The 25,807-nt window shown below is 61.3% G+C and carries 27 protein-coding genes and 1 pseudogene; 12 read left to right on the top strand and 16 right to left on the bottom strand.

The window, feature by feature from the left end; genetic code table 11:
* Positions 1-45: 45 nt before the first annotated feature.
* A complete protein-coding gene (locus J3P94_RS09200; protein WP_305499776.1) occupies positions 46-1,719 on the bottom strand; it encodes a DEAD/DEAH box helicase in 1,674 nt (557 codons plus the stop codon).
* 498 nt (positions 1,720-2,217) lie between these two features.
* Positions 2,218-2,973, bottom strand: a complete 756-nt coding sequence (locus J3P94_RS09195) for a spermidine synthase (protein WP_305499774.1) — start codon at positions 2,971-2,973, stop codon at positions 2,218-2,220.
* A gap of 141 nt (positions 2,974-3,114) precedes the next feature.
* On the opposite strand from J3P94_RS09195, the gene J3P94_RS09190 reads away from it, so the two are divergent.
* Entirely contained in the window at positions 3,115-4,461 is a 1,347-nt protein-coding gene (locus J3P94_RS09190) for a class II 3-deoxy-7-phosphoheptulonate synthase (protein WP_305499772.1), read from the top strand.
* Between the two features lie 133 nt (positions 4,462-4,594).
* Here J3P94_RS09190 and J3P94_RS09185 read toward each other — a convergent pair whose 3' ends face one another.
* Positions 4,595-5,824, bottom strand: coding sequence for a winged helix-turn-helix domain-containing protein (locus J3P94_RS09185; protein ID WP_434572816.1), 1,230 nt, complete (start codon positions 5,822-5,824; stop codon positions 4,595-4,597).
* Positions 5,825-5,888: 64 nt separating this feature from the next.
* On the bottom strand, positions 5,889-6,110 hold the full coding sequence (locus J3P94_RS09180) for a DUF1127 domain-containing protein (RefSeq protein WP_305499769.1): 222 nt from the start codon (positions 6,108-6,110) through the stop codon (positions 5,889-5,891).
* 97 nt (positions 6,111-6,207) lie between these two features.
* Between J3P94_RS09180 and J3P94_RS09175 the strand changes: the two genes are divergently transcribed.
* Positions 6,208-7,062, top strand: a complete 855-nt coding sequence (locus J3P94_RS09175; RefSeq protein WP_420764840.1) for a LysR substrate-binding domain-containing protein — start codon at positions 6,208-6,210, stop codon at positions 7,060-7,062.
* On the opposite strand, the gene J3P94_RS09170 is transcribed toward J3P94_RS09175, so the two are convergent.
* Positions 7,052-7,801, bottom strand: coding sequence for a sulfite exporter TauE/SafE family protein (locus J3P94_RS09170; RefSeq protein WP_434572813.1), 750 nt, complete (start codon positions 7,799-7,801; stop codon positions 7,052-7,054). The two genes, J3P94_RS09175 and J3P94_RS09170, sit on opposite strands and share 11 nt — an antisense overlap.
* 147 nt (positions 7,802-7,948) lie before the next feature.
* On the opposite strand from J3P94_RS09170, the gene J3P94_RS09165 reads away from it, so the two are divergent.
* Complete coding sequence (locus tag J3P94_RS09165; RefSeq protein ID WP_434572811.1) at positions 7,949-8,410, top strand: MarR family winged helix-turn-helix transcriptional regulator; 462 nt, start codon at positions 7,949-7,951, stop codon at positions 8,408-8,410.
* Positions 8,411-8,424: 14 nt separating this feature from the next.
* Here J3P94_RS09165 and J3P94_RS09160 read toward each other — a convergent pair.
* Positions 8,425-9,057 (bottom strand): annotated as a pseudogene (locus tag J3P94_RS09160) (hypothetical protein); the annotation flags it as partial.
* 284 nt (positions 9,058-9,341) lie between these two features.
* Between J3P94_RS09160 and J3P94_RS09155 the strand changes: the two are divergent.
* The gene (locus tag J3P94_RS09155; RefSeq protein ID WP_434572810.1) at positions 9,342-9,761 is read left to right on the top strand and encodes an organic hydroperoxide resistance protein; all 420 of its coding nucleotides are present in this window, start codon (positions 9,342-9,344) and stop codon (positions 9,759-9,761) included.
* 36 nt (positions 9,762-9,797) lie between these two features.
* Positions 9,798-10,811 carry an alpha/beta hydrolase gene (locus J3P94_RS09150; protein ID WP_434572808.1) on the top strand — a complete coding sequence of 338 codons (1,014 nt, stop codon included), beginning with the start codon at positions 9,798-9,800 and terminating at the stop codon, positions 10,809-10,811.
* Positions 10,812-10,900: 89 nt separating this feature from the next.
* On the opposite strand, the gene J3P94_RS09145 is transcribed toward J3P94_RS09150, so the two are convergent.
* Both J3P94_RS09145 and earP read right to left on the bottom strand, forming a co-directional pair.
* Positions 10,901-11,470, bottom strand: coding sequence for an elongation factor P (locus J3P94_RS09145; RefSeq protein WP_003226785.1), 570 nt, complete (start codon positions 11,468-11,470; stop codon positions 10,901-10,903).
* A 48-nt stretch (positions 11,471-11,518) separates the two neighbouring features.
* Positions 11,519-12,652, bottom strand: coding sequence for an elongation factor P maturation arginine rhamnosyltransferase EarP (gene earP, locus J3P94_RS09140; protein WP_434572806.1), 1,134 nt, complete (start codon positions 12,650-12,652; stop codon positions 11,519-11,521).
* Between the two features lie 123 nt (positions 12,653-12,775).
* Between earP and J3P94_RS09135 the strand changes: the two genes are divergently transcribed.
* Both J3P94_RS09135 and J3P94_RS09130 read left to right on the top strand, forming a co-directional pair.
* Complete coding sequence (locus J3P94_RS09135; protein ID WP_434572804.1) at positions 12,776-13,168, top strand: hypothetical protein; 393 nt, start codon at positions 12,776-12,778, stop codon at positions 13,166-13,168.
* Positions 13,169-13,170: 2 nt separating this feature from the next.
* Positions 13,171-13,653 carry a GreA/GreB family elongation factor gene (locus tag J3P94_RS09130; protein ID WP_305499756.1) on the top strand — a complete coding sequence of 161 codons (483 nt, stop codon included), beginning with the start codon at positions 13,171-13,173 and terminating at the stop codon, positions 13,651-13,653.
* An 8-nt stretch (positions 13,654-13,661) separates the two neighbouring features.
* Here the strand turns inward: J3P94_RS09130 and cysB are convergent, their stop codons facing one another.
* The 4 genes from cysB to J3P94_RS09110 all read right to left on the bottom strand — a co-directional run bounded on the left by cysB (position 13,662) and on the right by J3P94_RS09110 (position 17,196).
* Positions 13,662-14,636, bottom strand: coding sequence for an HTH-type transcriptional regulator CysB (gene cysB / locus J3P94_RS09125; RefSeq protein WP_003183769.1), 975 nt, complete (start codon positions 14,634-14,636; stop codon positions 13,662-13,664).
* Positions 14,637-14,748: 112 nt separating this feature from the next.
* A complete protein-coding gene (locus tag J3P94_RS09120) occupies positions 14,749-15,249 on the bottom strand; it encodes a universal stress protein (RefSeq protein WP_305499752.1) in 501 nt (166 codons plus the stop codon).
* 67 nt (positions 15,250-15,316) lie between these two features.
* A complete protein-coding gene (locus J3P94_RS09115) occupies positions 15,317-16,222 on the bottom strand; it encodes a 5'-nucleotidase (RefSeq protein WP_434572801.1) in 906 nt (301 codons plus the stop codon).
* Between the two features lie 20 nt (positions 16,223-16,242).
* Positions 16,243-17,196, bottom strand: coding sequence for a putative 2-dehydropantoate 2-reductase (locus J3P94_RS09110; RefSeq protein WP_434572800.1), 954 nt, complete (start codon positions 17,194-17,196; stop codon positions 16,243-16,245).
* A 265-nt stretch (positions 17,197-17,461) separates the two neighbouring features.
* On the opposite strand from J3P94_RS09110, the gene J3P94_RS09105 reads away from it, so the two are divergent.
* Positions 17,462-18,538, top strand: a complete 1,077-nt coding sequence (locus J3P94_RS09105) for a 3-deoxy-7-phosphoheptulonate synthase (RefSeq protein WP_305499748.1) — start codon at positions 17,462-17,464, stop codon at positions 18,536-18,538.
* An 82-nt stretch (positions 18,539-18,620) separates the two neighbouring features.
* On the opposite strand, the gene J3P94_RS09100 is transcribed toward J3P94_RS09105, so the two are convergent.
* Positions 18,621-18,902 carry a GNAT family N-acetyltransferase gene (locus J3P94_RS09100; protein WP_186610534.1) on the bottom strand — a complete coding sequence of 94 codons (282 nt, stop codon included), beginning with the start codon at positions 18,900-18,902 and terminating at the stop codon, positions 18,621-18,623.
* Between the two features lie 636 nt (positions 18,903-19,538).
* Between J3P94_RS09100 and oprI the strand changes: the two genes are divergently transcribed.
* Positions 19,539-19,790, top strand: coding sequence for an outer membrane lipoprotei OprI (gene oprI, locus J3P94_RS09095; RefSeq protein ID WP_011335311.1), 252 nt, complete (start codon positions 19,539-19,541; stop codon positions 19,788-19,790).
* A 127-nt stretch (positions 19,791-19,917) separates the two neighbouring features.
* On the opposite strand, the gene J3P94_RS09090 is transcribed toward oprI, so the two are convergent.
* From J3P94_RS09090 to J3P94_RS09080, 3 genes are all read right to left on the bottom strand, one after another.
* Entirely contained in the window at positions 19,918-20,889 is a 972-nt protein-coding gene (locus tag J3P94_RS09090; protein ID WP_305499745.1) for a L,D-transpeptidase family protein, read from the bottom strand.
* 226 nt (positions 20,890-21,115) lie between these two features.
* The gene (locus tag J3P94_RS09085; RefSeq protein ID WP_024776677.1) at positions 21,116-21,409 is read right to left on the bottom strand and encodes a hypothetical protein; all 294 of its coding nucleotides are present in this window, start codon (positions 21,407-21,409) and stop codon (positions 21,116-21,118) included.
* A 56-nt stretch (positions 21,410-21,465) separates the two neighbouring features.
* Complete coding sequence (locus J3P94_RS09080; protein ID WP_434572796.1) at positions 21,466-22,071, bottom strand: arylesterase; 606 nt, start codon at positions 22,069-22,071, stop codon at positions 21,466-21,468.
* Between the two features lie 10 nt (positions 22,072-22,081).
* Here J3P94_RS09080 and J3P94_RS09075 point away from each other — a divergent pair, with 10 nt between their 5' ends.
* The 3 genes from J3P94_RS09075 to greB are packed head-to-tail and all read left to right on the top strand — an operon-like array spanning position 22,082 to position 25,801.
* Complete coding sequence (locus tag J3P94_RS09075; RefSeq protein WP_305499741.1) at positions 22,082-22,765, top strand: ABC transporter ATP-binding protein; 684 nt, start codon at positions 22,082-22,084, stop codon at positions 22,763-22,765.
* Complete coding sequence (locus tag J3P94_RS09070; RefSeq protein ID WP_434572794.1) at positions 22,765-25,269, top strand: ABC transporter permease; 2,505 nt, start codon at positions 22,765-22,767, stop codon at positions 25,267-25,269. Before J3P94_RS09075 ends, J3P94_RS09070 begins: the two co-directional genes overlap by 1 nt.
* A gap of 34 nt (positions 25,270-25,303) precedes the next feature.
* Positions 25,304-25,801: a transcription elongation factor GreB gene (gene greB, locus J3P94_RS09065; RefSeq protein ID WP_434572793.1), complete on the top strand. Its 498-nt coding sequence runs from the start codon at positions 25,304-25,306 to the stop codon at positions 25,799-25,801.
* Positions 25,802-25,807 lie beyond the last annotated feature (6 nt).

The raw sequence follows: 25,807 nt of genomic DNA, 5'->3' as shown, positions 1-25,807 counted from the left end.
AGTCGGGGATTTTTTTCATGCTCGATCAATCAGCCTGCGGGCCGATCAATCCTCGCGGTAACGACGCAGCTTGAGCTGCTTGCCAGCCACGCGAGTGTCCTTGAGCTTGGTCAGCAACTTCTCCAGGCCTTCTTCCGGCAGTTCCACCAGGCTGAAGCTGTCACGCACCTGGATGCGACCGATCGCTTCGCGGGCCAGGCCGCCTTCGTTGAGGATCGCGCCCAGCAGGTTCTTGGCGGCAATGCCGTCACGAGCACCCAGCGCGGTACGGCAGCGGGCACGGCCTTCGCCCAGCGGGATCGGCGCGCGACGCTCGCGATCACCACGGTCCGGACGATCACCGGTACGCTCGGGACGATCGCCACGCGGCGCGCTGTTCGGCACCAGTGGACGTTCCTTCTCGATCGCCGCCAGGGTCAGCGCCTGACCGTTGGTAGCCTTGCGCAGCAGGGCAGCGGCCAGGGCACGCGGGGTGCAACCGATGTCGGCGGTCAGGCGATCGAGCAGATCACCGTGGGTCGATTCGGCGTCAGCCACCAGCGGCGACAGGCTGTTGGTCAGTTTCTTGATGCGGGCATCGAGGACGGCCTGGGCGTCCGGCAGGCGAACTTCCGCGACCTTCTGACCGGTTACACGCTCGATCACTTGCAGCATGCGGCGCTCACGCGGAGTCACCAGCAGCAGCGCGCGACCTTCCCGACCGGCACGGCCGGTACGGCCGATACGGTGGACGTAGGATTCCGGATCGTACGGCATGTCCACGTTGAACACGTGGGTGATGCGCGGAACGTCCAGACCACGGGCAGCAACGTCGGTCGCCACAACGATGTCCAGACGGCCATCCTTGAGGGAATCGATCACGCGCTCGCGCTGGTTCTGGGCAATGTCACCGTTCAGCGCAGCGGCTTTGTAGCCTTTGGCTTCCAGGGCGCTGGCCAGGTCCAGGGTTGCTTGCTTGGTGCGCACGAACATGATCAGGGCGTCGAAGTCTTCCACTTCCAGCAAGCTGAGAACGGCGGAAGTCTTCTGGTCAGCGTGAACCAGCAGGTGAGCCTGCTCGATCGCGGTAACGGTCTGGGTCTTGGTCTGGATCTTCACGTGTTGCGGATCGCGCAGGTGGCGCTCGGCAATGGCACGGATCGATTGCGGCAAGGTGGCCGAGAACAAAACAGTCTGGCGAGTCGCTGGCAGGGCCTTGAAGATAACTTCCAGGTCATCCATGAAACCCAGCTTGAGCATTTCGTCCGCTTCGTCGAGAACCAGGTGGTTCACGGTAGCGAGGACTTTCTCGTCACGACGCAGGTGGTCGCAGAGACGGCCCGGGGTGGCGACAACGATCTGCGCGCCATTACGGATTGCTTTCAGTTGTGGGCCCATCGGGGCGCCGCCGTAAACGGCCACAACGGTAACGCCAGGCATTTGCTTGGAGTAGGTTTCGAAAGCGGTTGCTACTTGCAGCGCCAACTCACGGGTTGGCGCCAGGATCAGGGCTTGCGGCTCGCGCTTGGCAGGATCGATGCGATGCAGGATCGGCAGGGCGAACGCAGCGGTTTTACCCGTACCGGTTTGCGCCTGGCCAATCATGTCGTGGCCGGCCATGATGATCGGGATCGATTGCTGCTGAATAGCCGAAGGTTCTTCGTAGCCAGTCGCAATGACGGCAGCAAGAATGTTCGGGTTGAGATTAAAAGCGGCGAAGCCGCCGGTTTCCTGGGTCATGGGTCTGCCTCTAAGTGCATCCGCAAAGACCCATGCTCCAAAGCTGCGCATGCCGTGTTGAGACTCAAGAGTCGCCCTGGCTGCTTTGTCGGCGGGGATTTGCGAAAACGAATGAATGAAAAAGAACGTCGTGGAAGCATCCGTTGTGCGGACATGCAACCGAAGCTGGCTTCGGGAAATTGCGCTACCGTGACGCGGCCCGGCTAAAGGCCGGCGCGCACTATACCGGAATTCGTTGAAAAAGGGAGATTTTTTTATCGACGAAGGGTGTGGTGGCGCGCTGTCCAGCAGGCGTTGAGGGCGTTAGCTAAAACGGTTCACCTTTGGATGGCTAAGCCCTGTGATGAGCTCCCTACGGCGAGGGAGCTTGCTCCCGCTCGGCTGCGAAGCAGACGCCTGGGTTGATATCTGGAATCGAAGGGGCCGCTTCGCGGCCCAGCGGGAGCAAGCTCCCTCGCCACGGGGGGAACCCATCCAAAGAACTCTTGCAGATCCTGATCAAGTCGCCGGGCGGATCGCCTTGATCAACGATTGCAACGAATAACCCAGCCGCGGCGCGAGCCCTTCGGCACGGGCCACCAGACCTTGCATGTCCAATGCCTGGTCCAGGTCCGCCGGCACGATCAGGATGACGTTGCCCTCCTTCACCGGCAACTCCCAGTAGTGCCGGTGATACAAGCCGCGCAAGAGCGCCGCGCCCAGCGGCTTGCCATCGTCGGTGGCCCACTGGTTGATCACCAGCCAGCCGCCGGGATTGAGGCGCTTCTGGCAGTTTTCAAGAAATCCCCAGGCCAGGTGACCGACGCCGGGACCAACATCGGTATAGAGGTCGACGAAAATCAGGTCCGCCGGCTCAGCCGTTTCAAGCAGCTCCAAGGCATCACCGACGCGGATGTACAGGCGCGGATCATCGTCCAGCCCGAGGTATTCGATGGCCAGGCGCGGCACGTCGGGGCGCAGTTCGATGGCCTCGACATCTTCCAGCGGCAGGAACTTGAGACAGGCCTGGGTCAGCGTACCGGCCCCCAGCCCGAGGAACAGCGCGCTCTCCGGTTGCTCGTGGCACAACGCACCGATGAGCATGGCGCGGGTGTAGTCATATTCGAGCCAGCTCGGATCAGCCGTGAACACGCAGCTCTGCTCGATCGCATCGCCAAATTCGAGAAACCGGTAATCGGCCACTTCGAGTACGCGGATCATGCCGAACTCGTCGTGCACCTCGGCGAGCAAATGCTCGACGCGCTCCTCTGTCATTTCCTCTCCTGATGTTGCCGTGCTGGCTCAAGCCCGCGCAAACGGGGCAAAGGCGCGATTGTCGGCGAAGCGAGCGGAACAGGTCACGCACTAATTTGCTGATAACATGAGCGCCCGAGCGTAAATCACCTAGAGATCATGATGAGCCAACCCTGGAGCCCTGACAGCTGGCGCGCCCTGCCGATCCAGCAACAACCCCGCTACCCCGACGCGGCGCATCTGCTGCAGGTGGAGCAGACCCTGGCCAGTTATCCGCCGTTGGTGTTTGCCGGTGAAGCCCGGGAATTGCGTCGTCAGTTTGCCGAAGTCACCCAGGGTCGGGCATTCCTGCTGCAGGGCGGCGATTGCGCCGAGAGCTTTGCCGAATTTTCCGCCGCCAAGATCCGCGACACCTTCAAGGTGCTGCTGCAAATGGCGATTGTCATGACCTTCGCCGCCGGTTGCCCGGTGGTCAAGGTCGGGCGCATGGCGGGGCAGTTCGCCAAACCGCGCTCGGCCAACGATGAAACGATCGATGGCGTGACACTACCGGCCTACCGGGGCGACATCGTCAACGGCATCGGCTTCGACGAGAAAAGTCGCGTGCCGGATCCGGAGCGGCTTTTGCAGTCCTATCATCAGTCCACCGCGACCCTCAACCTGCTGCGGGCGTTCGCCCAGGGCGGGTTCGCCGATCTGCACCAGGTGCACAAGTGGAACCTGGACTTCATCGCCAACTCGGCCCTGGCGGAAAAGTACAGCCACCTGGCCGACCGCATCGACGAAACCCTGGCATTCATGCGCGCCTGCGGCATGGACAGCTCGCCGCAACTGCGCGAAACCAGTTTTTTCACCGCCCACGAAGCGTTGTTGCTCAACTATGAAGAAGCCTTCGTACGCCGTGACAGCCTGACCAACGATTATTACGACTGCTCGGCCCACATGCTGTGGATCGGCGATCGTACCCGCCAGCTGGACGGAGCGCATGTGGAGTTCCTGCGGGGGGTGAACAACCCGATCGGGGTCAAGGTCGGCCCGAGCATGAACCCTGACGACCTGATCCGCCTGATCGACGTGCTCAACCCGGATAACGACCCCGGTCGACTGAACCTGATCGCGCGGATGGGCGCCAACAAGGTCGCTGATCACCTGCCGCAACTGTTGCGCGCCGTGCAGCGTGAAGGCAAGCAGGTGCTGTGGAGTTCCGACCCGATGCACGGTAATACCATCAAGGCCAGCAGCGGCTACAAGACCCGCGATTTTGCGCAGATTCTTGGCGAGGTGAAGCAGTTCTTCCAGGTGCATGAAGCCGAAGGGACCTACGCCGGCGGGATTCATATCGAGATGACCGGGCAGAACGTCACCGAATGCATCGGCGGCGCCCGACCGATCACCGAAGATGGGTTGTCGGATCGTTACCACACGCACTGCGACCCGCGGATGAATGCCGATCAGTCGCTGGAACTGGCGTTCTTGATTGCCGAGACGTTGAAGCAGGTTCGGCGGTAGATCAGCAGAGCTTTTTTCGCCTGCTCAATCGCTTCGCGAGCAGGCTCGCTCCCACAGGTGATTGGCTGCGGACACAAAAGCCGTGGTCACCGTAAATCCCTGTGGGAGCGAGCCTGCTCGCGAAGGGGCCAGCTCAGCCACCGTCACCCCGCGCCAACGCCACCGCCAACCGCCCCCCACCCTCCCGCTGGCAATTGAGCTGCACCCGCTCCAGTCCCAACCAGTCAGCCATGCGCCGCAGATTCATCGCCAGCGCCTGCATGCCCTCCTCGTCAAGCCCCGGCTCTTCCTCATGCACGGCATGCACGGCCAGCCGCCCCAAGGCCCGCTCCGCACGAAGATCGACCCGCGCCGCAATCCGCTCATTGTGCAAAAACGGCAAGACGTAATAGCCATACACGCGCTTGTGCACTGGCGTGTAGATTTCCAGCCGATAGCGGAAGTCGAACAAGCGCTCGGTGCGGCTGCGCTCCCAGACCAGCGAGTCGAACGGCGACAACAAGGCACTGGCAGCGACCTTGCGGGGGATTTTCACGGTGGGTTGGCACCAGGCCGGCTGCTTCCAGCCCTGCACCTGACATCGCAACAACTCACCCGCCTCCTCCAACTCGGCCAGTCGAGCGCGGGTGTCGGCCGGATCCAGGCGGAAGTAATCACGCAGGTCCTTCTCGGTGCCGACGCCCAAGGCCTGCGCCGCATGCAGGAGCAACGCGCGTTGGGCCTGGGCTTCGTCCGACTGCGGTTGGCGCAGGACCGACTCGGGCAGCACCCGCTCAGGCAGATCATAGAGCCGCTCGAACCCACGCCGCCCGGCTACGGTGACTTTGCCCGCGGCGAACAGCCATTCCAGCGCATGTTTCTCGGCGCTCCAGTCCCACCAGGGACCGGCCTTCTCCTGACGTGTGGACAAGCTGCCGGCGCCAAGCGCGCCCTGCTCCTGAACCGCCTGAAGGACCCGATGAATCACGTCCTGCTGCTCATGACCAAACCGCGCCAACTGCTGGTAAATGCCTTCGCCACGGGCCGCCCGCGCCATGCGCCAACGCATCAGCGGATACATCGTAACCGGCAGCAACGAAGCTTCATGCCCCCAATATTCAAACAACGTGCGGCGGCGCCCCTGGCTCCAGGCTGCCTGATCGAGCAAATCGCGATTGTAGTGACCAAGGCGGGAGAACAACGGGAGGTAATGCGAGCGCACCAGCGCATTGACTGAATCGATCTGCACGACGCCGAGGCGCTCGATCAGACGGTTGAGGCGCGCGGGTTGCACCGAAGCTGGCGATGGCCGCCCATCGAATCCTTGGGCGGCCAACGCCAGGCGTCGGGCCTGTTTGAGGGTAAAGGACACAGTCGCGGGCATGGAGATCTCCTTGTCTGCTCGCAACCTACCTCACCATTAAGCGGTTTGTGTAGGGAAGGATGGCTCATTTGTGCATCGGGTCATCCCAGAATGGCCGAACCACTTCCTTTTCAACATCGGCACGGCTGACACCTATGTCCTTGAGCGCCTCATCGCTCATCGAGGCGAGCAGTTCACGCTCGTGGTGCAATTCGTACCAGCGGCTAAACTTGTGCAACAGCGCGCTGAGCGAAAAACCGTGGGATGAGAATTTATCAATCAGCAAATAACCTTTTTGACCTTTCATCGTGATGTCCTCCGTTGGGGATGGCTCTAGTCTCGCGCCAGGGATAAGATCAATCCAACGAATGTTTCTTATGCAATACATCTCGGAGATTGATCAATTGTCGAGTTACCCGAGCATCGATACGGAAGTGCTGCGGACCTTCGTCGCCATCGCCGACCAGGGCGGCTTCACTCGCGCCGGGGAGCTGGTCAACCGTACGCAATCGGCCGTCAGCATGCAGATGAAGCGCCTGGAAGAGGACGTCTTGCAGCGCCGCCTGTTCGAGCGCGACGGGCGGCAGGTCAAGCTCACCGCCGAGGGCCAGGTGTTGCTGGGTTATGCCCGGCGGATCCTCAAGCTGCACAGTGAAGTGTTCAACACGCTGCGCGAACCGCACATGGTCGGCACGGTCCGCATCGGCACGCCGGACGATTATGTGATGCGCTTTTTGCCGGGAATCCTGCAGCGCTTCGCCCAGTTCTATCCACTGATCGAAATCGAAGTGCACTGCGAATCGTCCAAGCAACTGCTGCTGCGCCAGGATCTCGACCTGTCCATCGTCACTCGCAAACCAGGCGACGAGATCGGTCAGTTGCTGCGCAAGGAACGTTTTGTCTGGGCCGAGGCGGCCTGCTTCAACACTCATGAACAAACACCGCTGCCGCTGGCGATGTTCAACAGTGATTGTTTCTGTAGGCAATGGGCGTGCAATGCGCTGGACGCCATGGGGCGTGATTATCGCGTGGCGTACAACAGCTCAAGCCTGTCGGCGATCATGGCGGTGGTCGGCGCGGGTCTGGCGATCACCGCGCAACTGGAGAGCCTGCTGACCCCGGACATGCGCGTTCTCGGCGAGGCCGAGAACCTGCCGGAGCTGCCCGAGGCCAGCATCATGTTGATCCGCAACCTGCACAATCCGTCGCCGATCACCGAGTGCCTGGCCGAACACATCGTCGAAGGTTTCAAACTTTAAGCAGGAGCAACACCGCGCACAGCACCAGGAAACCGCAGAACAGCCCGCGCAGCAATCGCTCCGGCATCGCGTGGGCGACCTTCACCCCCCAACTGATGCTCATCAGCCCACCGACAGCCAGGGGCAGCCCGATCCACCAGTTCACCTCATGGTGAAATGCATACGTGGCAAGGGTCACGCCGGTGCTGGGCAAGGCCAGCGCCAGGGATAACCCTTGAGCGACGACCTGGGAAGTGCCGAACACGCTGGTGAGTATTGGCGTGGCGACAACCGCCCCGCCTACGCCAAACAGTCCGCCCATGGTGCCCGACGCAGCCCCCAGCACGGCTAGCCAAGGCCAGCCGTGGCGCATCTGCGCCGAAGCCGGCGCCGTCGCGGCGAACATGCGGATCAGGTTGTAGGCCGCCAGGACCACCAGGAACACCACAAAACCAATCCGCATGCTTTGCGCGTCAATGCCCACGGCCCAGATGGAGCCAAGCCACGCGAAGCAGAAGCCCATGGATGCCAGCGGCAGAACATGGCGCATTTCGATACGATTACGCTGGTGATAACGCCACAGCGCCAGCATCACGTTGGGGACGACCATCACCAATGCCGTACCTTGGGCGAGATGCTGATCCAGGCCGAACCATACACCCAGCACTGGGATCGCGATCAGCCCGCCACCAATACCGAACAATCCCCCCAAAGTGCCCAGCGCGGCGCCCAACAGCAAATACAGCATGACCTCGATCACAGACGACTCTCCCCTTAATCAGGGCGCCTATCCTACCCAGTTGGTGGTCACCAGGAAACGTAACGGCTGATCAATACGTCAGAATTATCTGGTGCATTAAAGGCTTGTTCGCTAGATTCGTAACGATCATTGATGAAAGGTTTTGCCATGACTACCCAACACGACACCCCCGATCCTTGCGAAGCCCTGCTGCTGGAAAACCAGGTCTGCTTCGCCCTGCACTCCACGTCGCTGTTGATGACCAAGGTCTACAAGCCCCTGCTCCAGGCGTTGGGCCTGACCTATCCGCAGTACCTGGCGATGATGGTGCTGTGGGAACAAGACGGGCTGACCGTCGGCGAAATCAGTAACCGCCTGCTCACCGACCCTGGCTCCCTGACCCCGCTGCTCAAGCGCCTGGAGGCCGAAGGCCTGTTGAGTCGCACCCGCAGCCGTGAAGATGAACGCGTGGTCATTGTCGAGCTGACCGAACAGGGCCGCGCCCTGCAGAAAAAGGCCCTCGACATCCCCCAATGCATCCTCGCCGCCAGCGGCCAGACGCTGGAGCAACTGAAAAAACTGCAACATGACCTGCAGGAACTGCGCGGGCATTTGCAGGACAGCCTTTGATTTTCTGACGCAGGCAATCCCTCTGGGAGCGAGCCTGCTCGTGAAGGCTCCGGCACCTCCAACATCGCCGCCAACTGAACCACCGCTTTCGCGAGCAAGCTCGCTCCCACATTGACCTTTACTGGTCACAAAAATCCGTGGCCACCACCAATCCCCCGTGGGAGCGAGCTTGCTCGCGAAGACGCCGGCACCTCAGCATCGCCGCCAGCTGAACCACCGCTTTCGCGAGCAAGCTCGCTCCCACATTGACCTTCACTGGTCACAAAATCCTTGGCCACCACCAATCCCCTGTGGGAGCGAGCTTGCTCGCGAAGACGCCGGCACCTCAGCATCGCCGCCAGCTGAACCACCGCTTTCGCGAGCAAGCTCGCTCCCACATTGACCTTCGCTGGTCACAAAAATCCGTGGCCACCACCAATCCCCTGTGGGAGCGAGCTTGTTCGCGAAGGCGCTGGCACCTCCAGCATCGCCGCCAACTGAACCACCGCTTTCGCGAGCAGGCTCGCTCCCACATTGACCTTCACTGGTCACAAAATCCTTGGCCACCACCAATCCCCTGTGGGAGCGAGCTTGCTCGCGAAGGCGCCAGCACCTCCAGCATCGCCGCCAACTGAACCACCGCTTTCGCGAGCAGGCTCGCTCCCACATTGACCTTCACTGGTCACAAAATCCGTGGCCACCACCAATCCCCTCTGGGAGCGAGCTTGCTCGCGATAGCGTTGGCCGGACTGCCAGACCTCGCACATCAAAAAAATTAAGCCCCCCTAAACCGCTCTAAACCAAGGCTTTCAGCCATCCAGGGTGGATTTGTTCAGACTCATCTCAAAAATTTATATTGCGCGCAAAACATTTGCGCATTACATTCTCTCCACACCTACTTAGCGCGCAAACATTTAGCGCAACAAACCAACCATAAAACGAGGCGTCCACCATGAAAACTCTCTACACCGCAATCGCAACCTCCACCGGCGGCCGTGACGGTCGTGCCATCTCCAGCGACAACATCCTCGACGTCAAACTTGCCACGCCCAAGGAACTCGGCGGTGCGGGCGGTGCTGCGACCAACCCAGAGCAACTGTTCGCCGCCGGCTACTCGGCCTGCTTCATCGGCGCGCTGAAATTTGTCGCCAGCCAGAACAAACGCAAGATCCCGGACGACGCCTCGATCACCGCTCACGTCGGCATCGGCCAGATCCCCGGTGGTTTCGGTCTCGACATCGACCTGCACATCAGCCTGCCAGGTCTTGACCAGGCCGACGCCCAAAGCCTTGTGGAAGCCGCTCACCAGGTTTGCCCGTACTCCAACGCCACCCGCGGCAACGTTGATGTTCGCCTGCACGTAACCGTCTAAACCCTCTACCCCGGACCGACCTTCAAGGAGATTCACATGAACACCCTCAGCAAAGCCCTGACCGGCACCCTTCTCGCCCTGAGCATCAGCAACGCCTTCGCCGACGGCATCGTCGAGCACAACACCCAGGCGTTCCTTGACGCACTGAATGCCGGCACCGGCAAACCGCTGGAGCAGCTGTCGCCAAAAGATGCCCGTGCCGTACTGGTCGGCGCGCAGGCGGGGGTTAAGTTGACGCTGCCCAAGGCCGACGTCAGCGAGAAAACCATCCAGGTCGATGGCCAGTCGATCAGTCTGACTATCGTTCGTCCGGCCGGGGTCAAGGGTGAGCTGCCCGCGTTCATGTTCTTTCACGGCGGTGGCTGGGTACTGGGCGATTTCCCCACCCATGAACGACTGGTTCGGGATCTGGTGGCGGGTTCGGGTGCCGTTGCGGTGTTCGTCAACTACACACCATCGCCCGAGGCGCATTACCCGGTAGCGATCAACCAGGCCTACGCCGCGACAAAGTGGGTGGCCGAGCATGGCAAACAGATCAACGTTGATGGCAAGCGCCTGGCCGTAGCGGGTAACAGCGTCGGCGGCAACATGGCGGCCGTCGTCGCGCTGATGGCCAAGGACAAGGGTACGCCGGCGATCCGCTTCCAGGCATTGTTGTGGCCGGTGACCGACGCCAGCTTCGAGACGGCGTCCTACAACCAGTTCGCCGAAGGGCACTTCCTCAGCAAGAACATGATGAAGTGGTTCTGGGACAACTACACCACCGATGCCGGGCAGCGTAACGAGATCTATGCCTCGCCATTGCGGGCAACTACCGCACAACTCAAGGGCCTGCCGCCGGCGCTGGTGCAGACCGCCGAGGCTGATGTGCTGCGCGACGAAGGTGAAGCCTACGCGCGCAAACTGGATGCGGCGGGTGTACCGGTTACAGCCGTGCGCTACAACGGCATGATCCACGACTATGGCTTGCTTAACGTTGTGAGCCAGGTGCCGGCGGTGCGTTCGGCGATGTTGCAGGCGTCCGAGGAACTCAAGCAACACCTGAAGTAATGGTGGAGCCACAGAGCCCGGATCGAAAATGAAGGAAATAAAAAGCCCGACTCAATGGTCGGGCTTTTCTTTCATACAGAAAGCTTCGCTTATTTAGCGCGGCCTTTGTAGGAACCGCCTTCGCGGGTATCGATCTCGATCATGTCGCCGATTTCGATGAAGTCAGCAACCGACAGTTCGGTGCCGTTCTTCAATTTGGCAGGCTTCATCACCTTGCCGGAAGTGTCACCGCGAGCGGAGCCTTCGGTGTAGTCAACCTGACGCACGATAGTGGTCGGCAGCTCCACGGAAACCAGGCGCTCTTCGAAGAATACGGCTTCGCAGACGTCGGTCATGCCTTCTTCAACGAATGGCAGGACGCTTTCGATGTCTTCGGCGTTCAGTTCGTACATGGTGTAGTCAGTGGTGTCCATGAACGTGTACGTATCGCCGCTGATGAAAGACAGGGTCGCCTCTTTACGGTCCAGGATCACGTCGTCCAGCTTGTCGTCCGCACCGTAGACGGTTTCGGTCTTGTAGCCGGTCAGCAGGTTTTTCAGCTTGGTCTTCATGATCGCGCTGTTACGACCCGACTTGGTGAATTCAGCTTTCTGAACCAGCCAAGGATCGTTGTCGATACGAATCACGGTACCGGGTTTGAGTTCTTTACCAGTTTTCATTGCGAATATCCGAATTTGGATGGGATTTACAAAAATCTAGGCCGCGTATCATATCCAATTTCGGTAAAACTTCACCAGCGCCGTGGCAAGATCGGCTCGAGAGGCCTGTTTCTGGCACCACGCCTGGGCATGTTCGGCGAGCACCTGGTGTTGCTCGCAGGCGGCGCTCCAGTGCTCTGCCACGCCTTGGCCGGCGTTCCAGGCCCGCCAGAGACCGCTGATCGCTTTTTCCGCAGCCTCCGGGAGCCCCTCGGTATACAAGCGGAGAAACGCCTCGAGTTTTTCCAGGTGGACGTCTTCTTCCTGTTGATAGATATGCCAGAGCAGCGGCCGGCCGGCCCACTGCGCGCGCACGAAGGAGTCTTCGCCACGCACGGCGTTGAAATCACAGCACCACAACAGTTGGTCGTATTCATCCTGGCGCACGAAAGGCAGCACCTGCACAGTCAGGGCGCCACGGCGATGCACGGCACCGGCTTTCAGGCCGTCGATACCAACCCAACGCTCCACATCGGCGAGGATGCGGCTTTCCGGAACCAGCACATGCGACGGACGAGCATCCGTCGCCAGCGCATCAAACCAACTGGCCAAACCTTCGTTCTCATAGGCAAACAGCGAAATCAGCCGCGCCCCGGACTCGCGCTCGACGCCCAATCCTTGCAGGAAAGCCCTTTGTGCCTCGCCATCCTGCTGAAATTCTCGACGGCGCTCCAACAAGCCGGCCTCACGCAGCAAGCCACCGGTGCCCTCCTGAAAGCCCGGAAAAAAGAAATATTTCTGCACATGTTTGTACTTCACCGACGGCAAACCGTGACAACCGATCACCCAGTCCTCGGCGCTCAGGTAATCGAGGTTCATCCACAAAGGCGCCGCCGGACGCTCGGCCATCGCGTCCATGTAGGCGCTGGGCAACTGGCAGGCAAATGCGGCGATCACTACATCGGCAGCTTCGGTGGGCTGCCAGTCCTCGGGCCAGTGACGCACTTGTACGCCTTGCTGCCATTGCTCGGTCAGCGTGACATCGATAGACGGACATAACCGCTCGAAGGCGCGCAGGTCGTCGACCCACAGCCGCACCGCGCATTGATGCTCGGCGACCAATTGCCGAGCCAGGCGCCAGGTGACGCCGATGTCGCCATAGTTATCGACGACGGTGCAAAAAATATCCCAACGCACAGTCATTCCCGACTCCCTGTGGCAAAGCCTGATTGTCCCGCATTAAAGCCGTGCAGCAGAAGGGCCGACGGCGATTAATCTTCATGCGACAATCAGCGCATCCTCCATGTTCATCGCCAGGAAGCAGACATGCCCGACCACTCGTCTCCCCGCCTCACAACGTTGCAACTGACGCTGGGCATCGCCTTGGGCCTGTGGCTGGGATTCCTTGCCATCGTGCTGACGGGATGGCTGTTGTCCAGGTTCCTGTTCGATGAGCAACTGGCCCCGGTGGCCGCCGCGGTTCATCAATTGGCGCAGCCGCCGACAGCAGCGCCAGCCCCGGAGCCGACCCCAACGCCAACCCCAATGTTCGAGCAGTATCAACAGAACCTGCAGAAGAACGAGCAACGCCAGGCCCTCGACCAGGCCCGCAGCAACCCTCGCAACCTGTCCAACCCCAAGTGTCAATTCTGGCTGCAACAGGACCAGAACGCGCCTAGCGAGAAAAGCCGCGCCAATGTCCTGCAATTCTGCGAATGAACATGAACAAACAGACCGTCCACCAATTGATTCTCGACAAGCTCAGGATTGACCTCGATATCGCCGAACGCGCCGCGCAGACCGCCTACGAAACCGCGACCCACGAGGAAAACATCGCCGAAAACAAATACGACACCCTGGGCCTGGAGGCTTCATACCTTGCCGCCGGGCAAGCCAGGCGCGTGGAGGAAATCCGCCAGGCACTGGTGCTCTGCCAGAACCTGGCGCTGAGACCGTACGATGAAGAACGCGGCATCCAGGTCGGCACATTGATCGGGCTGGAAGATGAGGAGGGTCGCCAGCAGTGGCTGTTCCTGGGACCCGACGCGGCGGGGCTGAAGGTCTCGCTGGTGGGGCAGCCGATTACCGTCATCACTCCTCGCTCACCACTGGGACGAGGCCTGTTGGGCAAATTCGAAGGGGATGAAGTGGAGATCGTCGTGGCAGGCGCCCGGCAACAGTTCGCTGTCACCGAGGCGATCTAGAGGTCTGCTTAATGCACCGGCAGTTCGACGCCGTCGAACAGTTCTTCGAGTTCCTGCTTGTTGTGGCACTGGATGGCCTTGGCCATGACTTCCCGGGTCAGGTGCGGGGCAAATTTCTCGATGAAATCGCACATGAATCCGCGCAGGAACGTACCGCGGCGGAAACCGATCTTGGTCACGCTGGATTCGAACAGCTCGCTGGCGTCCAGAACCACCAGGTCATTGTCGAGCTTGGTGTCGACCGCCATCTTCGCGACGATGCCCACGCCCAGTCCGAGGCGCACATAGGTCTTGATCACGTCGGCGTCGGCAGCGGTGAACACCACTTTCGGGGTCAGGCCGCGATGGCTGAAGGCTTCGTCGAGTTTTGAACGACCGGTGAAACCGAACACATAAGTCACGATCGGGTATTCGGCCAGCGCTTCGAGGGTCAGCTTCGGCAGCTTGGTCAGCGGGTGCCCCTGAGGCACGACCACGCAGCGGTTCCAGCGATAGCACGGCATCATCACCAGGTCCCCGAACAGCTCCAGGGCCTCCGTGGCAATGGCGAAATCGACGGTGCCGTCAGCGGCCATTTCGGCGATCTGCATCGGCGACCCCTGGTGCATGTGCAGCGCCACGTCAGGGTATTGCTTGATGAAATTGCTGATAACCGGCGGCAAGGCATAACGCGCCTGGGTGTGGGTGGTCGCGATGGACAGGGTGCCTTTTTTCTCGTTGGAGAATTCCTGGGCGATCTGCTTGATGCTTTCGACCTTGCGCAGGATCTCGCCGGCGGTGGTGATGATGCGTTCACCGGCGGGAGTGACGCGAGTCAGGTGCTTGCCGCTGCGGGCGAAGACTTCGACGCCCAGCTCGTCTTCCAGGAGGCGGATCTGCTTGCTGATGCCAGGTTGCGACGTGTAGAGGCTTTGAGCGGTTGCGGAAACGTTGAGGTCGTGGTGCGCCACTTCCCAGATGTAGCGCAGTTGTTGAAGCTTCATATGTATCCCTCAAAGCAGTTGGACGTCACGGGCATCAGCGACGGTGTATATAACTATATGAATGGTCGCACCAATAAATCTAGAACTTTTTATAAAAAGCCATCATTTAGCCTCAAGCTTCGCCCTGGCGCCTGCGCTGGACCAGCGGCACCAGGTAGACCGGCACGCGGGATAACTGCAATACCCGCGCGGCGGTCCTGCCCAACGGCGTCTCGCCGCTCGCCCCCTGACAATGACTGCCTACGATCAGCAAATCGACGGAGAGTTTCGCAGCCTGTTCAAGAATGACCTGGGAGGGGTCGCCCTGGAACACCCGAACCGACTTGATCAATTTCAGGTCCTGCTGCCCCTCGCCCAACTCTTCGCGAAAATTGTCGAGGACCCGCTGCTCGATGTTAGCCATCACCGTACTCAGACCCTGACGATGAAATTCGTTCAACGCCTGCTCGTCGAGATAGCTCTGCAACACCGATTCGGCGAACAGCCCCATCGGCTCTACCGCATGCACCACATACAACTCGGCTTCAAACGTCCGTGCCAACGCCAAGGCATGCTGCATCACATACGGGGCGTACAGCCCCAGGTCCGTGGCATACAGCATCGAACGAATCATGTGACCTCCTCGAGTGCCAGGATGGCGGAGATTGATTCAGCTTAGCAGCGCCCCGGGGAACGGGCGCTCAGGGCTTCACTTCGTTACTGATGCCGTGGGGCACATGGCCGGTGGCGACCACTTCCCGGGCAAGCTCGCAGTGCCCGGTCTGGTCGTCGAAAAACACGTCGGCGGCAAAGGCTTCGAGGAAGGCGGACTTGGTCAGGCCGCCGAGAAACAGCGACTCGTCCAGGCGGATGTCCCATTCGCGCAACGTGCGGATGACCCGCTCATGGGCCGGCGCCGAACGGGCGGTGACCAGCGCGGTCCGGATCGGGCAGGCGTCCTCCGGGAATTCGCGTTGCAGCGCATTGAGCGCCGCCAGGAACCCCTTGAACGGCCCTCCTCGCAGCGGCTCGCGCGCGGCCTGGCGTTCACTGGCCTGGAACGCTTCCAGGCCACCAGCCTGATAGACGCGCTCAGACTCGTCGGAAAACAACACCGCGTCGCCGTCAAAGGCGATGCGCAGCTCTTCGCTGGCGGCGCGGCTGGCACCGCCCGAAAGGATCGTCGCCGCGGCAAATCCGGCATCCAGGGCGCTGCGTACATCTTCGGCGTGAGTGGAGAGGAACAGATCGCAGCCGAACGCCTTGAGGTACGGGTATGGGCTGCGACCGCCGACAAACGCGGCACGGGAAATCGCCAGTCCATAGTGGTGAATCGAGTTGAATACCCGCAGGCCGGTGTCGGCGCTGTTACGCGAAACCAGGATGACCTCGACGCGGGCACGGCCCAGGTGCTCATTGAGGTTGAGCAGTTTCTGCACGAGCGCGAAGGCATCCCCCGGTTCAAGGACTTCATCCTCGTGTTCGATCTGGTATTGCCGATACGCTTCGACGCCCCCCGACAGGTACACCTTGTGGCTTTCGCTCAGGTCGAAAAGCGCTCGCGACGAAATCGCCAGCACCAGCCTGTCATCGATATTGTTTGCCATGGTTCCCCCGTTTCGTCCGATCAGCGGTTGCGTCGATCGATGAACGCCAGTGCCTGATACAAGGCTTCGATTTTCGGCAACTCGCACCCCGCCGCCCTGGCCCTCGCCAGTGGCCGAGCGTAGATCGCCTCCAGCTCCAACGGGCGCCGTTGGGAATAGTCGTGGTACATGCTGGGCCAATAGTCGGACATTTGTCCGGTCATCGTGAACAGATATTCCGCGTAGCCTGGCGCGATCTCATGACCGCAGGCTTGTGCGCCACGCACCACTTCAGCCATCAGCGCCTGGATCAGTCCACGACTGTGGTCGTCGGCCATCAACGGCGTGGTGCTCGCGCCAAGCAGAACCGAAAGGCCGTTATAGGGCACGTTCCACACCAGTTTCTGCCAGCGTGCCTGCCCAAGGTCTGGCATGGCCTGGGAATCCAGACCCGCAGCCCGGAACAGCCCCGCTCCCTCCTCGACGATCGCCATGCGTGCGGCCTGATCCGTCCCAGCACCGCTGTGGTAACCGATGTTGACTGCCCCGAGCGCCTGGTGGGCAATGACGCCCGGGCCGAGCCGATTGACGCAGATCAGGCACAAGCCGCCAAGCAGGTGCAGTGAATCGGGTAACAATGGTCGCAGTTCCTCTTCGACATCGAGGCCATTCTGCAGCAACAGGACTTTCGCGCCGTCGGCCGCGGCCTGGATGATGGCTGGGGCCAGGTCGGCATTGCTGGTGGTCTTGGCACCGACCAGCAGCCAGTCGCAAGGCGGCATGTCGGCCGCCGAGCGATAGGCCTGGGCCGGCTGAAGCGTCAGCGCGCCATGCACCGCGCTGTCGACCCGCAGGCCAGCCTCGGCCACGGCGGCAAATTCGCTGCGCAGCAGAAAGTGAACGTCGTAGCCGGCACGAGCCAGCATCACGCCATAGAACCCGCCAATCGCGCCAGTGCCGATCACCCCGATCCTCGGTTTACCGCCTGCCTGCATCACACGACTCCTCTGGTGAACAATCCCTGCACACTATCAGCGCGAGCGGCCAGGCATGCAAACGCCCTTACACCCGGTTACGTATTCCTTCGCGGGCCGACCCGATCACGGTTACCCGGAAAATAGGGGAGTAAACCCGCCCCTGCCCATTGTCGAGCCACCTCCTAACGCGCTAAGGTTCGGCTCCCCGCCGCGCTTAAATCCGCTGTGCACCGCCGCGCGGGGATCGCTGGCGGCCGGCACCCGTGACCTGACGAGTAACACGATGGCTGATTTACCGATCAATGACCTTAACGTCGCCTCCAACGAGACCCTCATCACGCCTGACCAGCTCAAGCGCGATATCCCCCTGAGCGATGCTGCGCTGCGCACCGTGACCAAGGGCCGGGAAGTCATCCGCAACATTCTCGACGGCACCGACCATCGCCTGTTCGTGGTCATCGGGCCCTGCTCGATCCATGACATCAAGGCCGCCCATGAATATGCCGAGCGCCTGAAAGTGCTCGCGGCGGAAGTCTCCGACACGTTGTACCTGGTGATGCGGGTGTATTTCGAAAAGCCCCGGACCACCGTCGGCTGGAAAGGCCTGATTAACGACCCTTACCTGGACGACTCCTTCAAGATCCAGGATGGCCTGCACATCGGTCGCCAGTTGCTGCTGGACCTGGCCGAAATGGGCTTGCCCACCGCCACCGAAGCCCTGGACCCGATCTCCCCGCAATACCTGCAGGACCTGATCAGCTGGTCGGCCATCGGCGCGCGCACCACCGAATCCCAGACCCACCGCGAAATGGCTTCCGGCCTGTCATCTGCAGTGGGCTTCAAGAACGGCACCGACGGCGGCCTCACCGTGGCGATCAACGCCTTGCAATCGGTGTCCAGTCCTCACCGTTTCCTGGGCATCAACCAGGAAGGCGGCGTTTCGATCGTCACCACCAAGGGCAACGCCTACGGCCACGTCGTGCTGCGTGGCGGCAACGGCAAGCCGAACTATGACTCGGTCAGCGTCGCGCTGTGCGAGCAGGCGCTGAACAAGGCGAACATCAAGCCGAACATCATGGTTGATTGCAGCCACGCCAACTCCAACAAGGATCCGGCATTGCAGCCGCTGGTGATGGAAAACGTCGCCAACCAGATCCTCGAGGGCAACCAGTCGATCATCGGCCTGATGGTCGAAAGCCATTTGAACTGGGGCTGCCAGGCGATTCCGAAGGATCTTGCCGATTTGCAGTACGGCGTCTCCATCACCGATGCCTGCATCGACTGGAGCGCCACCGAAAAGACCCTGCGCGGCATGCACGCCAAACTCAAGGACGTGCTGCCAAAGCGTCAGCGCAGCTGATCGGGCTTTATCCCCCAAACTTCAACACATAAAAAAACGCCGGGCTTCTCAGTCCGGCGTTTTTTTATCGGGAATCATTGCGTCAGAGCTTCGCCGCGTGCCGCTGGTGCCGCTCCATGTAGCGCTCCACATAGGAGCAGGACGGGATTACCGTGTAGCCCATTTCTTCAGCATACTTCAACGCCTCTTCGGTCAACTTCGCAGCAATCCCCCTGCCACGCAGCGCGTTAGGCACGAAGGTGCGATAGATGTCCAGCGTCTGTTTGCCCAGGTCCATGTAGGTCAGATAGGCACGATGACCGTCCACAATGGTCTCGAACTGATGACCAGCCTGGTCATGGTGGATGGAAACCGCCTCGCTCATCACTACTCCTCGCGGGTCTGAATGCCGACCCCTACCTTACCGATGTTTTTCCGGCGAAGGAACATCTACGCCACCCCGTGCCTGTCTGGTCACCGAGCGCAAAAAACCAATCGCTCAAACCCGAGCACGTCGTGAATAGTAGGCACCAATGACGCAAATGCTCAAGGCACGCCTGTCACCGAGGTGTTAAACCTCGACGGGTTTATCGATTGAGCGACACGGTCGCGCGGTAGTCGCCCAAGGCGCAATAGGTGAACATCGCCAGTTGTTGAGTCTTGGACGAGCGCCGATTGTTAAAGTCACCGTCACCGGCAATAAAAAGATGCCGGGACGATTGCACAAAAAATGAACAAAACTCTAAGGGAATCAATAAACAGCGACTTTAGCGCAGGCCTGTGAGTTGTCGCGTCAACGGAACTTTTCTTCATCGCCGTGCTCCATTCCGGGGCTTGGCGCTGGATATTTTTCAAACACCGCTCGGAAAAGTTGCTTGAAAAAGAATCACCGCCTACAATTTTTTTGCTTCTTGCGCTACGTCAGTTTACTTACTACAAGTAATGAGTAGTATGTACGCCGGCTAACTCCTCACTCTGGGGAGACAGTCACTAAATAGAAAGTCCTTTGAAGGGGAACACGATGAACAACGTTCTGAAATTCTCTGCTCTGGCCCTGGCCGCAGTTCTGGCTACCGGTTGCAGCAGCGCATCGAAAGAAACCGAAGCACGTCTGACTGCCACCGAAGACGCAGCAGCTCGCGCCCAAGCTCGTGCAGACGAAGCCTACCGCAAAGCTGATGAAGCTCTGGCTGCTGCTCAAAAAGCACAACAGACTGCTGACGAAGCTAACGAGCGTGCTCTGCGCATGCTGGAAAAAGCTAGCCGCAAGTAATAGTCCTTCGGGATTGTTATCGAGCCGACCCATTACTGGGTCGGCTTTTTTATTGCCCGGCGTTTTCCCGGCGATAAAAAACCCGCCGACATCCTCGGATGTCGGCGGGTCAGGTTGGCGCGTCGCCCTATTGCGTCAGGTCGATCGGCGCGCTCGATACCATCGGTGCCGAGGCACTCGGAACAGCGATCTCTATCGGCAGGCCGTCTTCAGCGGCCACCACGTCACGCACCACATCCCAGTTCATGCGCAAGTTGCTGGTGATGTCCTCACGCTTGAGCATCGCGTTGATGACCGCGGTGTGTTTGTCCACCACCGACGGGTTGCCCTTGTCGTCCAGCGGAGTGTGGGCTTCCAGGTAAACCTTGCCGCCACTCAGGCCCAGTTTGTACGGGTCGTTGATGATCCGGACCGAAGTCCCCACCGGCACCATGCCGGCCATCTCCAGCACGTTGTTGTTGAACATCCGGAAGCAGCCGTGGCTGGTACGCATGCCGATGCCGAATTTCTTGTTCGAGCCATGGATCAGGTAACCCGGCGTTCCCAGCGTGAACTTGAACGGGCCCAGCGGGTTATCGGGGCCGGCCGGAACCACATTTGGCAAGGGATCGCCGTCGGCGGCATGTTCAGCCTTGATCGAGGCCGGCGGGGTCCACGTCGGGTTTGGCGTCTTGGCGATGATGCTGGTGTGGGCGATGGGCGAGCCCCAACCTTCGCGACCGATTCCCAGCGGGAAGGTGTAGACCACGTTCCGCCCCTTGGGAAAATAATAGAGGCGGTATTCCGCGAGGTTGATCACGATGCCTTCGCGCGGGCCCGGTGGCAGGATGAAACGGGTCGGCAAGACGATTTCAGTGCCAGCACCCGGCAACCACGGATCAACGCCCGGGTTGGCGGCGACCATCTCGGTGTAACCCAGGTCATAGGTGGTGCCCAGGTCAGCGAAGGTGTCTTCGTATTTGGCCTTGATGACCTGCACCTGGCCGATGATGTCTTCACCCGGTGGCGGCAGAGGCAACTCCAACGCAGCAACGGGACCCGCCATACACAGGGCGGCAAGAGACAGGCAGCGGGCGACGGCAGGCAAGCGCGGCAACATCCGGGAAATCCTTCGCAGGTCGAACAGAGGGTATGAAAACGCGATTGTACACTGCGTCCCGTTATTTCGGGGAGAGCGGCGCCGAAGCGTCCGATGTGTAGCAGTCATCAAGCTGGTGAGCCCTTGTGGGAGCGAGCTTGCTCGCGATAGCGGTGGGTCTGTATGCACTGTATTGAATGTGCCGGCCAGATCGCGAGCAAGCTCGCTCCCACACTGGTCGCGCTGATCACAACTCGAACCGCAGCTCCGGCCAGATCGGCGAGGTACCGCGCTTCTGCGATTCCAGGATCGCCCGGCACAAGGAGCAGAGGCGATGGTCCTGGAAAATCCTGCGGTCGACGGCCGACCAGCGTGGCTGCGCCGGCAAAAGACTGCCGCAAAGGGTCCGGTCGGCCGAGCCGCCGAGCTCCAGCTGCCGGGTCACCAGATGCACCCGCACTTCCTGGCAGGCGAACAGATCCAGCTGTTCGTCAGGCTCGATCAGTTGGTAGGCAAACAGGGACCAGGCGGGACGCGGCATCGGGGGCTCCAAATCGGGGGCGCCACATTAGCCGAAAGACCGCCTGTAGAAAAGCGTCAAAGCAGCGGTTTCAGCGTCGGCCAGACATTTTCCAGCAACTTGCCCTGGGCCGCGACGGACGGGTGCAATCCGTCGCCCTGCATCATTCCCTGGACGCCGCCGACATCCTTGAGGAAAAACGGCACCAGCGGGACTTTTTTCTCCTCGGCCAAGGTGTTGTAGACCTTCGAGAAAGCCTCGGTGTAGCGTCGCCCATAGTTCGGCGGCAACTGCATGCCCAGCAAAAGCACCTTGGCACCGCTGGCGCGGGAGCTGTCGATCATCGCTGCAAGGTTTTGTTGCAATTGTGTTGGCGGCTGTCCACGCAGGCCATCGTTGCCTCCCAACTCCAGGACCACCAGCTCCGGCTTATGGGCTGCAAGCAGCGTCGGCAGGCGCGCCAAGCCGCCTGCGCTGGTGTCGCCGCTGATCGATGCATTGACCACTTTGTCGTCGAAACCCTCGGCCTTGAGCCGTTGTTCCAGCAACGACACCCAGCCTTGGCGGGTATCCAGGCCGAAAGCTGCGCTGATACTATCGCCAACGATCAGGACTGTACCCGCCGCTGCGTTCTGGACCATGCACATCAAGGCCAGGCCGGCACTCAAAAACCACACTCGCATCGGATTCTCCATGGGCTCAAGCATTCTCACCGCGAAGGACCTTAGCAAAGTGGTTCCCAGCGCGGAAGGTGAACTGACCATCCTGCACGAACTCAGCCTGGAACTGAACAAGGGCGACAGCCTGGCCATCGTCGGCGCGTCCGGTTCCGGCAAATCCACGCTCCTTGGGCTGCTGGCCGGCCTCGACTTGCCCAGCAGCGGTGAAGTGACCCTCGCAGGCCAAGCCCTCAGCGCACTGGACGAAGACCAGCGCGCCCGGGTTCGCGCCGAACACGTCGGTTTCGTTTTCCAGTCGTTCCAACTGCTCGACAGCCTCAACGCGCTGGAGAACGTCATGCTGCCGCTGGAACTGGATGGCCGCAAGGATGCCCGGGAGCGCGCCACGCAACTGCTGCAACGGGTCGGCCTCGGCCAACGACTGACCCACTCGCCACGCCAGCTCTCGGGCGGCGAACAACAACGCGTCGCGATTGCCCGCGCCTTTGCCGCCGAGCCGGACGTGCTGTTCGCCGATGAGCCGACCGGCAACCTCGACAGCCACACCGGCGAACGCATCAGCGATCTGCTGTTCGAGCTGAACAAGGAACGCGGCACCACCCTGGTGCTGGTGACCCACGACGAACGCCTGGCCCATCGCTGCCGGCGCCTGATCCGACTTGAAGCCGGCCTGATGGTCGCGCCCCTGGAGCCTTGATGGCACGCTTGCCCCTGTTGCGCCTGTTCAGCCTTGCCCTGCGCCAGTTGCTGCGCGATGCCCGCGCCGGCGAGTTGCGCGTGCTGTTCTTCGCCCTGCTGGTGGCCGTGGCGGCGAGCACCGCCATCGGTTACTTCGGCGCCCGCCTCAATGGCGCGATGATGATGCGCGCGACCGAATTTCTCGGCGCCGACCTGCTGCTCGAGGGCAGCTCCCCTGCCCGCCCGGAGCAGATCCGCAGCGGCACCGAACTGGGCCTGGAACATGCCCGGGTGGTGGAGTTTTCCAGCGTTGTCGCCACCGACAACGGTATCCAGCTGTCCAGCGTCAAGGCAGCCGATGACATCTATCCCTTGCGCGGGGAACTGAAAAGCGCCCCGGCGCCCTTCGCCCCGGAAGAGACCGGTGGACGACCAGCCCCCGGGGAGGCCTGGGTCGAAGCACGGCTGCTGACCGCGCTGGACCTGAAGATTGGTGACAGCATCGATGTCGGCAACAAGACCGTTCGCCTCAGCCGCGTGCTGACTTATGAGCCGGACCGAGCCGGTAACTTCTACAGCCTGACCCCGCGCGTCATGATCAACCTCAAGGACCTGGACGCCACGGGCGTGGTGCAACCCGGCAGCCGGGTCAGCTATCGCGACCTGTGGCGCGGCCCGGCGTCGGCGCTGCAAACCTATCGCGACCTGGTCAAGCCAGGTCTTGAGCCGAACCAGCGCCTGCAGGACGCTCGCGACGGCAATCGCCAGATCGGCGGCGCCCTGGGAAAGGCCGAGCGCTACCTGAACATGGCCAGCCTGGTGGCGGTGCTGCTGTCCGGCGTTGCCGTGGCCCTCTCCGCCAACCGTTTCGCCACTCGACGCTTCGATGCCAGTGCATTGCTGCGCTGCCTTGGCCTGTCGCGCCGGGAAACCATGGTGCTGTTCAGCCTGCAACTGGCCGTGCTGGGCCTGTTGGCGAGCATCAGCGGTGCGCTGCTGGGCTGGGTGGCCCAGTTGGGATTGTTTGCCTTGCTGCATGACTTGCTGCCCACCACCGTCCCCCCGGGTGGCCTGTTGCCGGCGATCGCCGGGATCGGCACCGGGCTGGTGGCACTGGCGGGTTTTGCCTTGCCGCCGCTCGCTGCACTGGGCCGGGTCCCACCGTTGCGCGTACTGCGTCGGGACATGTTGCCGATTCCCTCCAGTAGCTGGGTGGTCTACGGTGCGGCCCTCGGTGCGCTCGGGCTGATCATGTGGCGCCTGAGCCTGGACCTGGTGCTGACTTTCGCGCTGCTCGGTGGTGGGGTGGTTGCCGCACTGGTGCTCGGCGGACTGCTGTTGCTGGTGCTGCAGAGCCTGCGTCGAATGCTGGCCCGGGCCTCGCTGCCCTGGCGGTTGGGACTCGGTCAGCTGTTGCGCCATCCCTTGGCGGCAGCCGGCCAGGCCCTGGCGTTTGGCCTGATCCTGTTGTCCATGGCCTTGATTGCGCTGCTGCGCGGCGAGTTGCTGGACACCTGGCAAAACCAGTTGCCAAAAAACGCCCCGAACTATTTCGCCTTGAACATCCTGCCCAACGACAAGCAGGCCTTCACCGACAAGCTGATGGCGTTGTCGGCGCAGTCGGCCCCGCTCTACCCCGTGGTACCGGGACGGCTGATCAGCATCAACGGCGAGCCGGCCAAAGAGTTCGTCACCAAGGACTCGGCCGGTGACCGTGCGCTGCAACGCGACTTGAGCCTGACCTGGGCGGCGGAGCTGCCGGCGGGCAACGTCGTCACGGCCGGGAACTGGTGGCCGCAACAGCCACCGGACGATATTCCGGGGGTTTCGGTGGAAGGCAAGGTGGCCGAGAACCTCAAGATCAAACTGGGCGACCGCCTGGTGTTCAACGTCGGCGGCCTCAACCGGGAAGCCAAGGTCACCAGCCTGCGGGAAATCAACTGGGACAATTTCCAGCCGAACTTCTTCATGATTTTCCAGCCCGGTACGCTGAAGGACCTGCCGGCGACCTACCTCACCAGCTTTTATCTGGCTCCCGGCCATGACCAGCAGATCGTCGACCTGTCGCGCGCCTTCCCGGCCGTGACGATCCTGCAAGTCGAGGCGTTGCTCGTACAACTGCGCAGCATCCTGGCCCAGGTGACCCTGGCCGTGGAATATGTGTTGCTGTTTGTGCTCGCGGCGGGAATGGCGGTGCTGTTTTCCGGCTTGCAGGCTACCCTCGACGAAAGGATCCGCCAAGGCGCGCTGCTGCGTGCCCTGGGCGCCGAGCGGCCGCTGTTGACCAAGGCCCGGCGCATCGAATTCGGCCTGTTGGGTGCGGTCAGCGGTTTGCTCGCGGCCCTGGGTTCGGAACTGGTCAGCCTGGTGCTCTACCGTTATGCCTTCGACTTGCCGTGGCATCCGCATCCATGGCTGCTGGTATTGCCGCTGGTGGGCGCGTTGCTGATCGGTGCGGCGGGCGTATTTGGCACTCGCCGGGCGCTCAACGCCAGCCCACTGACAGTGTTGCGCGAGGGTTGATAGACTTCGGGCCTCGCCATCACCAGAAGTTGCCATGAGCCGCTATCGTCCACCCCGTACCGCCGGCACCGCGCTGATCACCCCCGAGGGAGAAGCGCGGATGCGCGCTGAACTCCATGAGCTGTGGCATGTGCGCCGCCCCCAGGTGACCCAGTCGGTCAGCGAAGCGGCGGCCCAGGGCGATCGCTCGGAAAATGCCGAATACACCTACGGCAAGAAAATGCTGAGGGAAATCGACAGTCGCGTGCGTTTCCTCACCAAACGCCTCGAAGCACTCAAGGTCGTCAGCGAAAAGCCCAGCGACCCGAACAAGGTGTATTTCGGCGCCTGGGTCACCGTTGAGGATGAGGACGGCAAGGAATCGCGTTATCGCATTGTCGGGCCTGACGAGCTGGACCTGAAGCAGAACCTGATCAGTATCGACTCGCCCCTGGCCCGCGCCCTGATTGGCAAGACGCTGGACGCTGAAGTCAGGGTCCAGGCGCCAACCGGAGAAAAGCTCGTCTACATCGTCGATATCAGCTATCCGTAGCCCGAC

The organism is Pseudomonas sp. Z3-8 (assembly GCF_051131975.1).
In the GTDB taxonomy this organism is placed as follows: Bacteria; Pseudomonadota; Gammaproteobacteria; order Pseudomonadales; family Pseudomonadaceae; genus Aquipseudomonas.
Note: the sequence above shows the minus strand (reverse complement) of the source record. Positions and strands in the feature narration are given on the sequence as shown.

Bases quoted from the DNA above. Each gene is read 5' to 3' on its own strand.
- J3P94_RS09200 (WP_305499776.1), bottom strand. From the start codon at position 1,719: ATGACCCAGGAAACCGGCGGCTTCGCCGCTTTTAATCTCAACCCGAAC.
- J3P94_RS09195 (WP_305499774.1), bottom strand. From the start codon at position 2,973: ATGACAGAGGAGCGCGTCGAGCATTTGCTCGCCGAGGTGCACGACGAG.
- J3P94_RS09190 (WP_305499772.1), top strand. From the start codon at position 3,115: ATGAGCCAACCCTGGAGCCCTGACAGCTGGCGCGCCCTGCCGATCCAG.
- J3P94_RS09185 (WP_434572816.1), bottom strand. From the start codon at position 5,824: ATGCCCGCGACTGTGTCCTTTACCCTCAAACAGGCCCGACGCCTGGCG.
- J3P94_RS09180 (WP_305499769.1), bottom strand. From the start codon at position 6,110: ATGAAAGGTCAAAAAGGTTATTTGCTGATTGATAAATTCTCATCCCAC.
- J3P94_RS09165 (WP_434572811.1), top strand. From the start codon at position 7,949: ATGACTACCCAACACGACACCCCCGATCCTTGCGAAGCCCTGCTGCTG.
- J3P94_RS09155 (WP_434572810.1), top strand. From the start codon at position 9,342: ATGAAAACTCTCTACACCGCAATCGCAACCTCCACCGGCGGCCGTGAC.
- J3P94_RS09150 (WP_434572808.1), top strand. From the start codon at position 9,798: ATGAACACCCTCAGCAAAGCCCTGACCGGCACCCTTCTCGCCCTGAGC.
- J3P94_RS09145 (WP_003226785.1), bottom strand. From the start codon at position 11,470: ATGAAAACTGGTAAAGAACTCAAACCCGGTACCGTGATTCGTATCGAC.
- earP (WP_434572806.1), bottom strand. From the start codon at position 12,652: ATGACTGTGCGTTGGGATATTTTTTGCACCGTCGTCGATAACTATGGC.
- J3P94_RS09135 (WP_434572804.1), top strand. From the start codon at position 12,776: ATGCCCGACCACTCGTCTCCCCGCCTCACAACGTTGCAACTGACGCTG.
- J3P94_RS09130 (WP_305499756.1), top strand. From the start codon at position 13,171: ATGAACAAACAGACCGTCCACCAATTGATTCTCGACAAGCTCAGGATT.
- cysB (WP_003183769.1), bottom strand. From the start codon at position 14,636: ATGAAGCTTCAACAACTGCGCTACATCTGGGAAGTGGCGCACCACGAC.
- J3P94_RS09120 (WP_305499752.1), bottom strand. From the start codon at position 15,249: ATGATTCGTTCGATGCTGTATGCCACGGACCTGGGGCTGTACGCCCCG.
- J3P94_RS09115 (WP_434572801.1), bottom strand. From the start codon at position 16,222: ATGGCAAACAATATCGATGACAGGCTGGTGCTGGCGATTTCGTCGCGA.
- J3P94_RS09110 (WP_434572800.1), bottom strand. From the start codon at position 17,196: ATGCAGGCAGGCGGTAAACCGAGGATCGGGGTGATCGGCACTGGCGCG.
- J3P94_RS09105 (WP_305499748.1), top strand. From the start codon at position 17,462: ATGGCTGATTTACCGATCAATGACCTTAACGTCGCCTCCAACGAGACC.
- J3P94_RS09100 (WP_186610534.1), bottom strand. From the start codon at position 18,902: ATGAGCGAGGCGGTTTCCATCCACCATGACCAGGCTGGTCATCAGTTC.
- oprI (WP_011335311.1), top strand. From the start codon at position 19,539: ATGAACAACGTTCTGAAATTCTCTGCTCTGGCCCTGGCCGCAGTTCTG.
- J3P94_RS09090 (WP_305499745.1), bottom strand. From the start codon at position 20,889: ATGTTGCCGCGCTTGCCTGCCGTCGCCCGCTGCCTGTCTCTTGCCGCC.
- J3P94_RS09085 (WP_024776677.1), bottom strand. From the start codon at position 21,409: ATGCCGCGTCCCGCCTGGTCCCTGTTTGCCTACCAACTGATCGAGCCT.
- J3P94_RS09080 (WP_434572796.1), bottom strand. From the start codon at position 22,071: ATGCGAGTGTGGTTTTTGAGTGCCGGCCTGGCCTTGATGTGCATGGTC.
- J3P94_RS09075 (WP_305499741.1), top strand. From the start codon at position 22,082: ATGGGCTCAAGCATTCTCACCGCGAAGGACCTTAGCAAAGTGGTTCCC.
- J3P94_RS09070 (WP_434572794.1), top strand. From the start codon at position 22,765: ATGGCACGCTTGCCCCTGTTGCGCCTGTTCAGCCTTGCCCTGCGCCAG.
- greB (WP_434572793.1), top strand. From the start codon at position 25,304: ATGAGCCGCTATCGTCCACCCCGTACCGCCGGCACCGCGCTGATCACC.